This is a genomic window from Microbacterium sp. 4R-513 (assembly GCF_011046485.1).
Classification (GTDB): domain Bacteria; phylum Actinomycetota; class Actinomycetes; order Actinomycetales; family Microbacteriaceae; genus Microbacterium.
This window is the reverse complement of sequence record NZ_CP049256.1, coordinates 1,890,627-1,904,840: the sequence shown is the minus strand read 5'-3', so window position 1 is coordinate 1,904,840 and position 14,214 is coordinate 1,890,627. Positions and strand designations below refer to the sequence as shown.

Below are 14,214 nucleotides of genomic sequence, written 5' to 3'. Positions count from 1 at the left end.
GATGTCGTGCGCAGAGGCGGGGCGAGGGGGCGGAATGCTCACCCCTTCACGGCACCCGACGTCATGCCGGCGACGATCTGGCGCTGGAAGAAGATGTACATGATGAGCGGCGGGATCGTGATGAGGAGCACGTTCATGAACAGCAGGTTCCACGCGCTGACCGCCTGCGACGTGTAGTTGTACGTCGTCAGCTGCACGGTGGCGTTCTGGTCGCCCGGCAGGAAGTACAGCGCGTAGGTGAAGTCGTTGAACACGAACACCGCCTGCACGACGACGACGGTGATGATGACCGAGCGCAGCAGCGGGAAGACGACCCGGAAGAAGAGCTTCACCGGGCCCGCGCCGTCGATGATCGCAGCCTCGTCGAGCTCCCGCGGGATCCCCGCCACGAACGCCCGGAAGAGGAGGATGCAGAACGACAGGCCGAACGCGACGTGCACTGCGATGAGCCCGACGAGGGTCTTGAAGAGCCCGAGCCCCTGAAGCACCCAGATCGTGGGAACGACGGCCGGCGGGATGATGAGTCCCGCGAGCACGAAGAAGTTGATGAGCGGGTTCCAGCGCGAGCGGCGGCGCTGGAGGACGTATCCGACCATGGCGCCGAGGACGACCATGATGGCGACGGCGCCGATCGTGAGCACGGTGCTGTTGAAGAAGGCGCGCACGATGAGGAAGTCCCGCGTGCTGAGCACCGTCATCAGGTTGTCGAAGAACGCCCACTCGGTCGGCCAGCTGAACTGGAGCGCCGATGCCTCCTGCTGCGTCTTGCCCGCGGTGAAGACCATGAACACGAACGGCACCAAGAAGATGACGACGGCGATGACGAGCGCGACCAGGCCGCCGGTCCACCGCCAGACGCGGTTTCTCACGACTCGTCCCCCTTCCGGTTCAACCACCACGAGAGCGGGAAGATGATCGCCGCTACCACGACGAAGAGCACGACGTTGCCGGCCGTGGACAGGCCGAAGAATCCTGCTTGGTACTGCTTGTAGACGACGGAAGCGAGGACGTCGCTCGTGAAGCCGGGCCCGCCCTTCGTGATCGCCCAGATGAGGTCGAACGATCGCAGGCCGCCGATGAGCGACAAGAGGACGACGGTCGCGGTCGCCGGCTGGAGGAGCGGCAGCGTGATGTTCCAGAAGGTCTTGGCGGAGCTCGCCCCGTCGACCTTGGCGGCCTCGTAGTACTCCTGGGGGATCGCGACCATGCCCGCGATGAAGATGAGGGTCGCCAGCCCCACACCCTTCCAGATGTCGACCATGGCGACCGTGAGGAGAGCAGTGGCCGGGTCGGTCCACCAGCCGGGACCCGGGATGCCGAGTGCCTCGAGCCCCGCATTGACCGGCCCGTCGAAGGGGTCGAGGAGCACCTTGAACATGATCCCGACGCCGATCGTGCTCGCCAGCACGGGGAAGAAGATCACGGAGCGGGTGAAGCCGCGCCCGATGATCTGAGAGCTCAGCAGCACTCCGAGCAGCAGACCGAGCACGACCTTCGCGCCGGACGTCACGAACGCGTAGATGAAGGTGTTGACGAACCCCTGCACCAGCGGCGGCTCCTGGAAGAACCGCACGTAGTTGTCGATGCCGATGAACTCGACGTCGAACAGCGTCCACCGTGTCAGCGAGAACCAGAACGATGCGACGGTCGGGACGAGGAACAGGGTGACGTAGAAGACGCCCGCCGGAAGGAAGAACCACGTGGGATAGGGGCTCTTCATCTTGCGGCGGCGCTTGGGCTCGGAAGCCTCAGTCGGCGCACGTCTGCCGCTCTGCGGCTGCGCGATCGTGGTGCTCATGTCATCTCCGATGGCTGCGGGGCCGGGCATGACCCGGCCCCGCAGCGATTCAGCGGCTTACCAGCCGTCGAGGCCCAGCTGCTGCGCCTGCTTCTTGACGTCCTCGTCGTACTGTGCGGCACCGTCCTTGGCGGAGGTGATGCCCGATCCGACGGCGACCGTGATCTGCTCGAGCGCCGGCCCCTTGATGGGCGAGAGGAACTCGAGGGCGAGGTTGGTCTTGCCGTCGTCGAAGTACGGCTGCATGTCGGAGATCATCGCCGGCACGTCGTCGCCGAGCGTGCAGCCCTCGATGACGAAGGGACCCTGCGGTGCCGTCGACTCCGCCTGGATGTCGCACGACTCCGGCGTGGCCAGCCAGGCGAGGAACTTCTTCGCCGCGTCGAGCTTGTCGCCCTCGGTCGACTTGGGGATGTAGACGCCTCCGGGCATCCACACGGTGAGGCCGTTGGTGTCGGCGTCCGGACCCGGGAGCGGGAAGGTGCCGACGACGTCCTTCGCGTCGGGGTTGCTGGTCATGAGCTGCGAGGCGGCGAAGGTGAGGATCGGGTACTGCGCGCCCTCCCCCGTGGCCACCATGGACACGCCGTCGTTGTAGGTGGCCGAGGCGAAGTCTTCGTTGAGGAGGCCCTTCTCGGCGACCTCCTGGAGGTGCTCGAAGCCCGCGAACGCCGGCTCGTCGACGTACTTGGCCTTGTTGTCGGTGTACTTCTCGGCCCAGTCCGGGTCCTCGGCGAGGACGTTGTTGAAGTCGCCGAGCACGAAGAGCTGCGACGTCCAGGTGTCGCCGTACGTCTGCACGATGGGGGCGGCCACACCCGCCGCCTTGATCGCCTCGCTGTTGGAGATGAACTCGTCCCAGGTGGTGGGGATCTCGAGCCCGAGCTGAGAGTAGATGTCCTTGTTGTAGATGACGGCACCCGCCATCGACTGGCCCATCGGCACGCCGTAGGTGCCGCCGTCGGTCGACACGGTCTTGACGAAGTTGTCGTCGAGCTTGCCGACCCACTCTTGGTCGTCGAGGTTCACGAGGGTCTGATCGGGGCTGAGCGCCTGGAAGAGCGACCCCGAGTTGTAGGCGAAGACGTCGTCCATCTCACCCGTGGAGAGCCTCGTCTTGACGAGGTTGTCACCCTCGGAGCCCTGGGGACGCGTCTGCACGTCGATCTTGATGTCGGGGTTCTCGGCCTCGAAGGCCTTCGCGAGCGCCTCGGCGACGACGACCGTCGCCTCGCCGTTGTCGACGAGGTAGGACAGGGTGACCGATCCGTCGGTCGAGGAGGCTCCGCCACCGGCGGAGCACCCCGCCAGCGTCATTGCCATTGCGACGCCGCCGACGCCCAGCGCGGCGAGCGCTCGGCGGGTCGTGGTGCGGGAAACCATCTCTTTACCTCCATGTAAAGGGAACTGCGCTGTTGATGCTCCGAGGCGGACACCGCTCTCGGTGCGTGGGTGAGGCCACACTAGGCACAGCCCGATCAGTGTGTCAACCGATCTACACAGACGAATGTGGACTGATCTACAGATCGTTATCTTCACGCGGGGCGATCTCCTCCGGGCGACTTGTAGACCGATCCACGAATCGATAGGCTCGCCCCGCTGTCCCGGCCGAGGAAGGCCGCCGTCGGGCTCTGCCCCACCGAACTTATGACGAGGTATGTGAATGTCTGACCGGATCGCCCGCTTCATCGCACCCGAGACCAAGCCCGAGCGTTCCCCTCTCCTGCGCACCGAGGTCGACCTCGACGGAGGTCATGGGCGTGTCGTCCGCGCGACCGTCGATGTCTCGGCGCTCGGGATCGTCGAGGCGTTCATCGACGGCATCCCGGTCTCGGACGACGTGCTCACCCCCGGGTGGACGAGCTACGAATGGCGGGTGCGCTATGCGACGTACGACGTGACGTCCCATGTCGCGAGCGCGCACGGCGCACGCATCGCGCTGGGACTGGCGCTCGGCGACGGGTGGTACCGGGGCCGCCTCGGCTGGGACGACGCTCCCCCTTACGGTCCCGAGATCGCCGGGTTCCTCGAGTTGCGGATCACCTTCGAGGACGGGCACGAGCAGGTCGTCGTCACGGATGAGAGCTGGCGGGCGGCCGCCGGGCCGGTGGTCTCCGACAGCATCTACGACGGTCAGCACATCGATGCGCGAGCGAGTCTGCCCGGCTGGAACCGCGTAGGATTCGACGACCACGAATGGATGCCGGTACACGTGGTGGACTTCGACCTCGAGAAGCTCGAGCCCTATGTGGGTCCCCCCGTCCGCCGGCAGGACAGCATCGCCCCCGCGAGGGTGTGGACGAGTCCCGCCGGGAAGACGCTGGTGGACTTCGGTCAGAACCTCGTCGGGTGGGTGCGTGTCTCGGTTCGCGGCGAAGCGGGCCAGGCCATCACCCTCCGCCATGCCGAGGTGCTCGAAGACGGCGAGCTCGGGACGCGACCGCTGCGCACGGCGAAGGCGACGGATGTCTTCGTCCTGAGCGGCGGCGACGACGTGTTCGAACCCACCTTCACCTTCCACGGGTTCCGGTACGTCGAGGTCGAGGGCTGGCCGGGCGGCGCCGACGCGATCGCCGGCGGCGCGCTCACGGCGGTCGTCGTCAGCTCGGAACTGCGACGCATCGGCCGGTTCAAGTCATCCGATCCCCTTCTCAATCAGCTGCACGAGAACGTCGTGTGGGGCATGCGCGGCAACTTCCTCGATGTCCCGACCGATTGCCCGCAGCGGGACGAGCGGCTCGGATGGACCGGAGACATCGCCGTCTTCGCCGCCACCTCGACGTTCCTCTTCGACGTCGGCGGGTTCCTCCGCGACTGGCTGAGGGATCTGGCGCTCGAGCAGGCGCACCAGGACGGGGTCGTCCCCTTCGTCGTTCCGGACATCCTCAAGAAGATGGGCATCCCCGAGGACTTCGCCCCCGTCGACACGACGGCGGTGTGGAGCGATGCCGTCGCGTGGGTCCCCTGGGCGCTGTGGCGCGCGTACGGGGACGAAGACCTCCTGGCCGAGACCTTCCCGGCGATGGCCGCGCACGCGCGACGCGTGCGGTCCCTCCTCTCGCCGACGGGAGTGTGGGACCGCGGCTTCCAGTTCGGCGACTGGCTCGACCCGGATGCGCCCCCGAGCGACCCCGCGAACGCGAAGGCCGACCGCGGCGTCGTCGCGACGGCCGCGGCGTACCGCACCGCGCGGATCGTCGCCGAAGCCGCCGCGATCCTCGGGCGCGCCGAGGACGCCACGGAGTTCGCCGAGCTCGCCGACAGGCTGCGCCGGGGTTTCCAGGCCGAGTACGTCGATGACGAGCGGATCGTCAGCGACTGCACGACCGTGTACTCGCTCGCGATCGCATTCGGGCTGCTGGACGAGCAACAGCAGTCGTGGGCCGGCGACAGGCTGGCCGAGCTCGTGCGAGAGAGCGGCTTCCACATCTCGACAGGCTTCGCCGGGACGCCGTTCATCATGGACGCGCTCACCTCGACGGGTCACCTCGACGAGGCATACGCCCTGCTCATGCAGCGCGAGTGCCCGTCGTGGCTGTACCCGGTCACGATGGGCGCGACGACGGTGTGGGAGCGCTGGGATTCGATGCTGCCCGACGGCTCGATCAACCCGGGCGAGATGACAAGCTTCAACCACTACGCCCTCGGCGCGGTCGCGGACTGGATGCATCGCGTGCTCGGCGGCCTCGCCGCGATCGACCCCGGGTACGCGCGTCTCGAGATCGCACCGCGACCGGGCGGCGGCGTCGAGTGGGCGAAGACCTCTCTCGCGACCCCGCACGGCCTCGCTTCGGTGGAGTGGGAGACGGATGCCGATGTGCTCCGAGTCGTGGCGGTGGTGCCCGACGGCGCCACGGCGATCTTCCGCCCCGCTGGGTCGGCCGACGTCGAGCTGGGTCCGGGAACGCATCGCCTCACGGCTCCGGCATCCGTCGCCCTTCCTTCCCCGGCCGACGCCACGGCCCGCTAGTACTCTCGGTTCATGGCTCCGACCCCCGCACGCAGTGCGACCATCGAAGACGTCGCGCTCGCCGCGGGCGTCTCGCGCGCCGCGGTGTCGAAGGTGCTGCGTGACGCCTACGGCGTGAGCGACGCCATGCGCGAGCGCGTCACCGCGGCGATGACCGAGCTCAACTACCGCCCGCGGATCGCCGCGCGTGCGATGCGCGGGCGGACCTTCACGATCGGGATCGAGATCCCCGACTTCGGCAACCAGTTCTTCACCCGGATGCTGAACGGCGCGATGCGGGCGCTCGCCGACACCCGCTATCAGGTGGTGATCGCTCCGGCCGAGTCGGGCTCCCGCCACGGACTGCGCGCCATCGAGGCCCTCGTCGACCGGCAGGTCGACGGTGTCATCGCGGTCTCTCCCCGCGTCACGTCGGAGGCGCTCGAGCGGATCGCCGTCCACAGCCCCGTCGTGATGTTCGGGCGGCACGACACGTCCGACGCCTACGACACGGTCGCCGGCGACGACGTCGTCGGCGCCCAGGCGGCGATGTCGCACCTGCTCGAACTCGGCCACACCAGGATCACGCACCTGACCCTGCCCGAGTCGGACGAGGACGTCCCCTCGCCGCACGGACTCCGGCTGCGCACCTATCGTGCCGAGATGGAGAGCGCCGGACTCGCCGACCAGATCGTCGTCGTGCGGACCGACGAGGGCCAGGAGGCCGCATACCGCACGATGCGCGAGGCGCTCGAGGTCGGAGCCCCGCCGACGGCGATCTTCGCCGCCCACGACGAGCTGGCGATCGGCACGCTGCGCGCGGTCGCGGAGGCGGATCGCGCGATCTCCGTCGTCGGCTACGACGACGTGCCCATCGCGTCGCACCCGGCCCTCGGCCTCACGACCGTGGATCAGCCGGGCGACGAGATGGGCGCGCGGGCGATCGAGCTGCTTCTCGAGCGGATCGCCGGGCGGACGGATGCCGTGCACGAGGTGTTCGAGCCCCGATTGCGCGTGCGCACATCCACCCGACGCCTCGCTTGAGAGGGAGTGGGTGAGAGTGTGAAGTCCGCGGTCCACCTGCCCAACTTCGGGGCGTTCGGCGATGCGACTGTCCTCGCCGAGCTGGCGATCCGTGCTGAGCATGCCGGGTGGGACGGATTCTTCCTCTGGGACCACCTCCTGTTCTGCGAGTTCGACCTCAACGCGCACGCCGACCCGTGGATCGCCCTGACCGCCGTGGCGGGCGCCACCTCGCGGATCACGATCGGCACCCTCGTCACTCCCCTCGCCCGCCGGAGGCCCTGGGAGCTCGCCCGTCAGACGGTGACGCTGCAGAACTACTCGAACGGCCGACTGGTCCTCGGGGTGGGGCTCGGAGACCCGACGGAGTGGGATTTCCGCTTCTTCGGCGACCCGACCGATGCTCGGATCCGGGCGGAGATGCTCGATGAGGGGCTCGAGATCCTGACCGGACTGTGGTCGGGTTCCAAGTTCTCCTTCCGCGGAAAGCACTACAGCCTCGAGCCGATGACCTTCCTGCCGGCGCCGGCGTCACCCATCCCCATCTGGGTCGGCGGCGCCTGGCCGAACCGGCGTCCGTTCCAACGGGCGGCGCGTTACCAAGGCGTCGTGCCGCTCGGGGGAACCGTCGCCGGTCCCGACGAGCTCCGGCAGGTCGTCGACTGCATCCGCGCCCACCGCGAGAGCGATGCGCCCTTCGACGTCGTAGCGAGCGGCCGGACCGAGCACGACGAGGCTTCGCGGGACCTCATCGACGGATACTCCGCCGTGGCGACGTGGTGGCTCGAAGACCTGAGCCCCCTTCGGTTCGGGCTCGACTGGCCTGCGCTCGCCGACCCCTGGGATGTCGAGGCTCTGACCGCGCGGATCGACGCCGGCCCGGTGCTTCCGCTCGGGAGCGGATTACGCTGAACGGACGAGGCATCCCAGGATCCGAGAGGCAGCTCATGCACCGCACGCGTCGAGTGGGGGCGGTCGCGATGGCGGCGATGCTCGTGACGGTGGCCCTTGCGGGCTGCACCGGCGCCGCCACCTTCACCAACCCGATCCTGGATGTCGCGAATGACCCCTACGTCATCAAGGACGGGTCGCACTACCTCCTCGTCGAGAGCGCGGGAGGAGGTATCTCGGTGACGAAATCACCCGAGAACAACCTCACCGGCATCGCCGGCGGCGACCGCACCCAGGTATGGACCACTCCCAGCGAGGGGCCGAACTGCGCCGACGTGTGGGCTCCCGAACTCCATCACGTCGACGGGAAGTGGTACATCTACTACGCCGCCACGACGTGCGACGGCGACAATACGAATCACCGCATGTTCGTCCTCGAGAGCGAGGGCGACGATCCGCTCGGACCGTACATCGATCGCGGCAAGATCGCGGACCAGAACGACCGCTGGGCGATCGACGGCACGCGCTTCGAGTTCGGAGACCGGGCGTACTTCGCCTGGTCAGGGTGGCCGGGGTCGACCGACGGCCAGCAGAACCTGTACATCGCCGAGATGACGAGCCCCACCACCCTCGAGGGAGCCGGCGTCCTCATCTCCGAGCCGACGCTCGACTTCGAGCGCCAGACGATGCCGATCAACGAGGGCCCCCAGGCGATCGTCACGGACGACAAGGTCTTCCTGGTCTACTCGGCGAGCGCCAGCTGGACCGACGACTACGGATACGGGATGCTCACCGGGTCCGGTGACGACCTGCTCGATCCTTCGTCATGGCAGAAATCGCCGGAGTCCGTGTTCGCCAAGACGGACGACGTCTTCGGGCCCGGGCACGGTTCTTTCACCACCTCACCCGACGGCAAGGAGGACTGGATGGTGTATCACTCCGCCCGCTACTCCGGCGCCGGATGGGATCGGATGATGAACGCCCAGCGGTTCACCTGGAAGGACGGAGTGCCGGACTTCGGCACCCCCGTCGGCGAGAAGGAGCAGCCCGTTCCCTCGGGTCAGGTCGCGGCGCCCGGCAGCTGACCGGCTCACGGCGCGAAGAGCAGCACTCCGTACACTCCGAAGAGCATGAGGTGCACCGCGCCGTGCACCGCTGTGGTGCGGGGCGCGAAGTAGGTGATCAGGGTCATCACGAGCGTGATGCAGATGAGGACCATGTTCGCGGGCGATTCGCCGAGGATGACAGGCTGGCCGGTCAGCAGTCCGATGACGAGGATGGCGGGGATCGTCAATCCGACCGTCGACACGAACGCGCCGAGGCCCAGATTGAGTGCCCGCTGGTTCTCGTTCGCCAACGATGCGCGGACGGCGGTGATGGCCTCGGGCGTGAAGACGATGACCGCGATGACGACGCCGCCCAAAGCAGTCGGCGCTCCGGTGATCTCAATTCCGATATCCACGAGGATTCCCAGATCGTGCGCCAGCAGCACGATCGGCAGGACGGTCGCGATGAGCAGGAGGGTGCGGACGAGGAGCTCGGATGCCGAGCCGCCCGCCCGCGACGAGCCATTCGGCACCGACGGTTCCCGTGGCGCCTCCCGGAGCGGCTGAACATAGAGCTCCCGATCGGCACCCGTCTGCATGAAGAGGAAGAAGGCGTACAGCGCTGCCGCGAGGACCGCGAGGCCGATCGACTGCAGGGGGACGAGCGTCCCGTCGTCGGTCGAGGCGAGGAAGCTCGGAAGCACGAGGGTGCACAGCGACAGCGCCGCGATCATCGCGAGGTAGATCGAGACGCCTTCAGGGTTGTAGTGCTGCGGTCCGAAACGGAGGGCACCCAGGAGGATGCAGAGGCCTAGGACGCCGTTGATGATGATCATCATCACCGCGAAGAGCGAGTCCCGACCGATCGTGGCCGATCCTCCAGGACCGAGCATCACCGACGCGATGAGCACGACCTCGATCACGACCACCGTCAGCGTGAGGATGAGCGTGCCGAAGGGCTCGCCGATCCTCTCGGCCAGGTGTTCCGCATGCCGGACGACCCCGAAGGCCGCGAGCATGATCACGCCGAGGATCAGCACGAAGCAGGCGATGGCGACGACGCCGTTGGCCGGGTGGACCACCCACTCGTGCCCGACCGTGAGGAAGAGGATCGTCGTCGCCCAAGCGACGACGAGCGTGACGATGGTGGACGGAGTCAGGATGCCGCGCCACCCGGTTCCCGCGGCAGCCGCCGTGGGCGCGGCTGCGCGATCCTTGGTCGCTCTGGTCATCATTCCTCCGTTGCCGACCTGCGGAATGTTGCGAGTCATCGCCCCGTGGTCGATCCGCTGGCGTCGTTCGACGGGGAGGACGCGATGCAGACATACCGTATCGCCGTCCCCGACTCGGCTGCGGCCGGGCGCCGATGCGAAGCCCCCCGACCCGAAGCTGAGCATCTGCCTGGCAAGGGAGTAGGCGGGCGGACATGGGCGTTGAATTGATCACACGGTTGTCCCCGGACCACGGTTGACCGTCCCCCGCCCTTCATGGGCGCGGACTCCACCGACGAGACGGACGATCGCATGACCATCGAGGCACCCGCCCTGCAGGGGCGCATCCGCACCACGACGCCGAAGCGACCCGGCACCAACCCGACGTCGGAGTACTCGGCTCTCCTCCACACGGTCCGCGACCAGGGTCTGCTGGGACGCCGGACGGGGTTCTACATCATGATGTTCGGCGCGGTCACGCTCGCGCTCGGCGGCGCCGCTGTCGGCTTCGTGCTCCTGGGCGACTCGTGGTTCCAGCTCCTCATCGCCGCTGCGCTGGGCATCATCCTCACGCAGTTCGCTTTCCTCGCGCACGAGGCATCCCACCGCCAGGTGTTCCTGTCCGGCAAGGCGAACGATCGCGCCGGCCGCACGCTCGCGAATCTCGTGGTCGGAATCAGCTACTCCTGGTGGATGACGAAGCACAGCCGCCACCACGCGAATCCGAACGTGCTCGGCAAGGATCCCGACATCGATCGCGACGTGGTGTCGTTCACCCCGGAGGATGCCGCGCGGGCAACCGGCCTCTACGGGTGGTTCACCCGCCACCAGGGATTCCTGTTCTTCCCCGTGCTGATCTTCGAAGGTCTCAATCTGCACATCCACGGGTTCCGCACCGTGTTCGGCGCGGGCAAGGTCGACAAGCGCGGGCTCGAGATCGCCATGCTGGTCACCCGCGTCGCGGTGTACCTGGCGGTCGTCTTCGCCTTCTTGCCGCTCGGGCTCGCCTTCGCCTTCATCGGCGTTCAGCTCGCCGTCTTCGGCGTCTACATGGGGGCCTCGTTCGCACCCAATCACAAGGGGATGCCGATCCTCCCCCGCGACTCCAAGGTCGACTTCCTGCGTCGGCAGGTTCTCACGTCCCGCAACATCCGCGGCAGCCGCGTCATGGACGTGTTCATGGGCGGCCTGAACTACCAGATCGAGCACCACCTCTTCCCGAACATGCCGCGACCGCACCTCAAGCACGCGCAGAAGATCACGAAGGCGTACTGCCGCGACCACTCCATCGAGTACACCGAGACGGGACTCCGCCAGTCCTATGGCATCGTCATCCGATATCTGAATCGCGTCGGCCTGGCCGCCGGTGGCGATCCGTTCGACTGCCCCGCCGCGACGGCGTTCGGTCGCTGAGCGCGTGCCCCGCGGGGCGATGCCCGGGCGGCGAGATGATGCATGAGCGTTCTCGAATGTCAATGCCCGTAGCGGCGCACGAGCCGCGCGGATAGCCTCGTAGCAGAAGGCCCGGACCCCGTCTTTCGCACGAGTGCATCGGCTCGTGCGCACCGGACGACAGGGGCTCCCCGTGACCGACACGCTTCCCGGACCTTCGCCACGCGCCGTCCGGACGACGACTCCCAAGTTGCCGAACGATTTCACCGACCTCGCGACGATCGTCACCGCGAGCGGCCTCCTGCGGCGCCGATACGGGTACTACTGGACGAAGCTGGTGGCCGTCCCGGTCGTCGTAGGCGCGATGGCGTTCCTGTTCATCTGGATCGGCGACTCCTGGTGGCAGCTGGCCACGGCGGCCGCGTTCGCTGTGATGTTCACGCAGATCGCGATGCTCGGCCACGATGCCGCGCACCGGCAGATCTTCCGCTCGGGGCGGTGGAACGACTGGACCTCGCTCATCATCGGCAATCTGTTCGTCGGCATGAGCTACGGCTGGTGGCAGCACAAGCACACGAGGCATCACGCCAACCCCAACAAGATCGGCGCCGACCCCGACATCGAGCTGCCTGTCGTGTCCTTCACCCCGGAGCAGGCCGCGCGCCGTCGCACCGGACCGCTCGGATGGCTCATGGGCCACCAGGGCATCTTCTTCTTCCCGATCCTGCTGCTCGAGGGGCTGTCTCTCCACGCCTCGGGCGTGCGACGGGTCTTCTCGCGTGAGCCGCTGCGCCGGCGCCCGGTGGAGATCGCATTCCTCACGATCCGGATCGTCGGCTACCTCCTGCTCGTCTTCCTCGTGCTGTCGCCGGGCATCGCGTTCGCCTTCCTCGGCATCCAGCTCGGGCTGTTCGGCGTCTACATGGGAATGGCGTTCGCCCCCAATCACAAGGGCATGCCGATCGTCCCGGCCGAGCTCAAGCTGGACTTCCTGCGACGCCAGGTGCTCATGAGCCGCAACATCCGCGGGAACCGGATGCTGGACGCCGCGATGGGTGGCCTCAACTACCAGATCGAGCACCACCTCTTCCCGTCGATGCCGCGACCGCACCTGCGGAAGGCCTCAGGGATGATCGCCGACTACTGCCGCGAGCGCGGTGTGACCTACACGCAGACGGGTTTGTTCCAGTCCTATGGGATCGTCGTCCGCTACATCAATCGGGTCGGGCTCGGTGAACGCGATCCGTTCGAGTGCCCGTTGCTGCAGCAGCGACAGGCCGTCTAGAGACTCCCTCAGCTGACCGCGGCCGCTTCCCGGTCGGCCGCGGTCAGAGCGTGAGGTCGCCCGCCACGATGGCAGCGGCGACGTCGGTGAGCCGCGTCTGCGTCGAACGGGCGTGCGAGCGGATCCGCTGGAACGCGGCATCCATGTCGAGCCCGCGGCTCTGAGCGAGGTACCCTTTGGCCTGCTCGATGATGACGCGGCTGTCGAGCGCGCGCTGCAGCTGCGCCTGGGCGATGCTCGACTCCTCGACGAGGCGCTGCTGAAGGATGCTGATGGTCGCGATGTCGGTGAGAGCACGGGCCGCGATCGCATCCGGGCGGTTGAGTTCGCCCACCCGGTCGCGGAACAGATTGAGCGACCCGATCGTCGCGTCGCGCAGTCGCATCGGGATCGCGTGGAGGGACGCGAAGCCGGACTGACGCGCCGCGGCGGCAAAGGCCGGCCACCGATCGGCTACCTGCGACAGGTCTGGGACGGAGACGACCTCACCGCTCGTCACGGCCTCGACGCAAGGCCCCTCGCCGAACTGGAGCTGCATCAGACCGATGAACTCGCTGCGCTCGTTCGTGGAGGCGATCACCTCGAGCTCTCCCGTGGAGCCCTGCAGCAGGATGCCGGCGGCGGAGGCGTCGAAGAGCGCGGTGCACTCCTCCACCAGGAGCTGCAGCAGGTCGACGACGTGGAAGTCCGCGACGAGGGAGTCGGCCAGCGAGGCGACCGTGTGGAGCAGGTGATCCTCCCGCGACCTCATGTCAGGAGTCTAGATCCATGCCGGCGTCAGGTCTCGAAAACCAGGCGACGGCGCACAACGTCACCGGCGACCTCGAGAACGCTGCGGTCGGAGGCGAACGCGTGGCCCCGGAGGACGACGAGAGCGTCGTCGACGCCGACCCCCAGCTGCGCGGCGACCATCCCCGACGCCTGATGCAGCTCGCGTCGCGAATACGGTCCCCCCGGCACGCCCTCATCGACCGTGCCGAGCTCGTCCAGAGTGCGCCTCAGCACCTGACGCGCGGCGATCGTGGCGAGGACGGTCACGTCCTTCACATCTTCTTCGGAGAGCTCGCGCGGGACATCCGCATAGAGGTCGACCGAGCCGACCCCGAGTCGACCGACGAAGAGGGGGAAGGCGTACAGCGAGCCGAGATCAAGTTGCCGAAGCGCCACGCTCGCCGCCGGCCACCGCTCGTCGCTGTGGCCTCGGAGGTCGGCCTGGAGCACCGGTCGGCGTGTTCGCAGCGCCTCCCAGCAGGGGCCTTCGCCGAGATCGATCTGGATCTCGTCCACGCGGGCGGCAACGGGGCTGCTCGCGCACACGGTCTGACTCCCGAAGGGCGCGCCGAGAGTGGAGATCGCCGCCCCTGTCACGCCGACGGCTCCGACGAAAGGCGCGCAGAGATCGGCGCCCGGGTGCCCCGCCTCGGTCAACTGTCTGATGGCTCCGACGAAAGCGTCGCGGTCATCGCCCGGCAGTGCCTGGCCCACTGGATATCCGCCCGTCTGTCGATGGATGACGGGGCGCGGGGTCTTGGTGCCGTCGGCCTGATGGTACACCCGCCGGCCGACCGAGCCCTGTGACGCCGACCCAGCCATCGCGAAGCCGGGCGGTCATCCGGCTG

12 protein-coding genes are annotated in these 14,214 nt (G+C 67.8%); 6 read left to right on the top strand and 6 right to left on the bottom strand.

Annotated elements, in window-relative coordinates:
- Positions 1-38: 38 nt before the first annotated feature.
- The 3 genes from G5T42_RS08295 to G5T42_RS08285 all read right to left on the bottom strand — a co-directional run bounded on the left by G5T42_RS08295 (position 39) and on the right by G5T42_RS08285 (position 3,181).
- On the bottom strand, positions 39-869 hold the full coding sequence (locus G5T42_RS08295) for a carbohydrate ABC transporter permease (RefSeq protein ID WP_241246019.1): 831 nt from the start codon (positions 867-869) through the stop codon (positions 39-41).
- Positions 866-1,720 (bottom strand): sugar ABC transporter permease, encoded by an 855-nt coding sequence (locus tag G5T42_RS08290; protein WP_206535758.1) that lies wholly within the window; start codon positions 1,718-1,720, stop codon positions 866-868. The genes G5T42_RS08295 and G5T42_RS08290 overlap by 4 nt, the downstream gene beginning before the upstream one ends.
- A gap of 135 nt (positions 1,721-1,855) precedes the next feature.
- Positions 1,856-3,181, bottom strand: a complete 1,326-nt coding sequence (locus tag G5T42_RS08285; protein ID WP_165127585.1) for an extracellular solute-binding protein — start codon at positions 3,179-3,181, stop codon at positions 1,856-1,858.
- A 280-nt stretch (positions 3,182-3,461) separates the two neighbouring features.
- Here G5T42_RS08285 and G5T42_RS08280 point away from each other — a divergent pair, with 280 nt between their 5' ends.
- The 4 genes from G5T42_RS08280 to G5T42_RS08265 are packed head-to-tail and all read left to right on the top strand — an operon-like array spanning position 3,462 to position 8,746.
- Positions 3,462-5,768: an alpha-L-rhamnosidase gene (locus tag G5T42_RS08280; RefSeq protein WP_165127583.1), complete on the top strand. Its 2,307-nt coding sequence runs from the start codon at positions 3,462-3,464 to the stop codon at positions 5,766-5,768.
- 12 nt (positions 5,769-5,780) lie between these two features.
- Entirely contained in the window at positions 5,781-6,791 is a 1,011-nt protein-coding gene (locus G5T42_RS08275; RefSeq protein ID WP_165127581.1) for a LacI family DNA-binding transcriptional regulator, read from the top strand.
- Between the two features lie 18 nt (positions 6,792-6,809).
- Positions 6,810-7,682 carry an LLM class flavin-dependent oxidoreductase gene (locus G5T42_RS08270; protein WP_165127579.1) on the top strand — a complete coding sequence of 291 codons (873 nt, stop codon included), beginning with the start codon at positions 6,810-6,812 and terminating at the stop codon, positions 7,680-7,682.
- 35 nt (positions 7,683-7,717) lie between these two features.
- The gene (locus tag G5T42_RS08265) at positions 7,718-8,746 is read left to right on the top strand and encodes a glycoside hydrolase family 43 protein (protein ID WP_165127577.1); all 1,029 of its coding nucleotides are present in this window, start codon (positions 7,718-7,720) and stop codon (positions 8,744-8,746) included.
- A 5-nt stretch (positions 8,747-8,751) separates the two neighbouring features.
- Here G5T42_RS08265 and G5T42_RS08260 read toward each other — a convergent pair whose 3' ends face one another.
- Positions 8,752-9,939: a calcium:proton antiporter gene (locus G5T42_RS08260; protein ID WP_165127575.1), complete on the bottom strand. Its 1,188-nt coding sequence runs from the start codon at positions 9,937-9,939 to the stop codon at positions 8,752-8,754.
- Between the two features lie 291 nt (positions 9,940-10,230).
- Between G5T42_RS08260 and G5T42_RS08255 the strand changes: the two genes are divergently transcribed.
- Both G5T42_RS08255 and G5T42_RS08250 read left to right on the top strand, forming a co-directional pair.
- Positions 10,231-11,331 carry an acyl-CoA desaturase gene (locus G5T42_RS08255; RefSeq protein WP_165127573.1) on the top strand — a complete coding sequence of 367 codons (1,101 nt, stop codon included), beginning with the start codon at positions 10,231-10,233 and terminating at the stop codon, positions 11,329-11,331.
- Positions 11,332-11,560: 229 nt separating this feature from the next.
- Complete coding sequence (locus tag G5T42_RS08250) at positions 11,561-12,595, top strand: acyl-CoA desaturase (protein WP_241246018.1); 1,035 nt, start codon at positions 11,561-11,563, stop codon at positions 12,593-12,595.
- A 43-nt stretch (positions 12,596-12,638) separates the two neighbouring features.
- On the opposite strand, the gene G5T42_RS08245 is transcribed toward G5T42_RS08250, so the two are convergent.
- Both G5T42_RS08245 and G5T42_RS08240 read right to left on the bottom strand, forming a co-directional pair.
- Positions 12,639-13,346 carry a GAF and ANTAR domain-containing protein gene (locus tag G5T42_RS08245; protein WP_165127569.1) on the bottom strand — a complete coding sequence of 236 codons (708 nt, stop codon included), beginning with the start codon at positions 13,344-13,346 and terminating at the stop codon, positions 12,639-12,641.
- 26 nt (positions 13,347-13,372) lie between these two features.
- Positions 13,373-14,080 carry a GAF and ANTAR domain-containing protein gene (locus G5T42_RS08240; RefSeq protein ID WP_241246017.1) on the bottom strand — a complete coding sequence of 236 codons (708 nt, stop codon included), beginning with the start codon at positions 14,078-14,080 and terminating at the stop codon, positions 13,373-13,375.
- Positions 14,081-14,214 lie beyond the last annotated feature (134 nt).

Bases quoted from the DNA above. Each gene is read 5' to 3' on its own strand.
- G5T42_RS08285 (WP_165127585.1), bottom strand. From the start codon at position 3,181: ATGGTTTCCCGCACCACGACCCGCCGAGCGCTCGCCGCGCTGGGCGTC.
- G5T42_RS08280 (WP_165127583.1), top strand. From the start codon at position 3,462: ATGTCTGACCGGATCGCCCGCTTCATCGCACCCGAGACCAAGCCCGAG.
- G5T42_RS08260 (WP_165127575.1), bottom strand. From the start codon at position 9,939: ATGACCAGAGCGACCAAGGATCGCGCAGCCGCGCCCACGGCGGCTGCC.
- G5T42_RS08275 (WP_165127581.1), top strand. From the start codon at position 5,781: ATGGCTCCGACCCCCGCACGCAGTGCGACCATCGAAGACGTCGCGCTC.
- G5T42_RS08255 (WP_165127573.1), top strand. From the start codon at position 10,231: ATGACCATCGAGGCACCCGCCCTGCAGGGGCGCATCCGCACCACGACG.
- G5T42_RS08245 (WP_165127569.1), bottom strand. From the start codon at position 13,346: ATGAGGTCGCGGGAGGATCACCTGCTCCACACGGTCGCCTCGCTGGCC.
- G5T42_RS08290 (WP_206535758.1), bottom strand. From the start codon at position 1,720: ATGAAGAGCCCCTATCCCACGTGGTTCTTCCTTCCGGCGGGCGTCTTC.
- G5T42_RS08265 (WP_165127577.1), top strand. From the start codon at position 7,718: ATGCACCGCACGCGTCGAGTGGGGGCGGTCGCGATGGCGGCGATGCTC.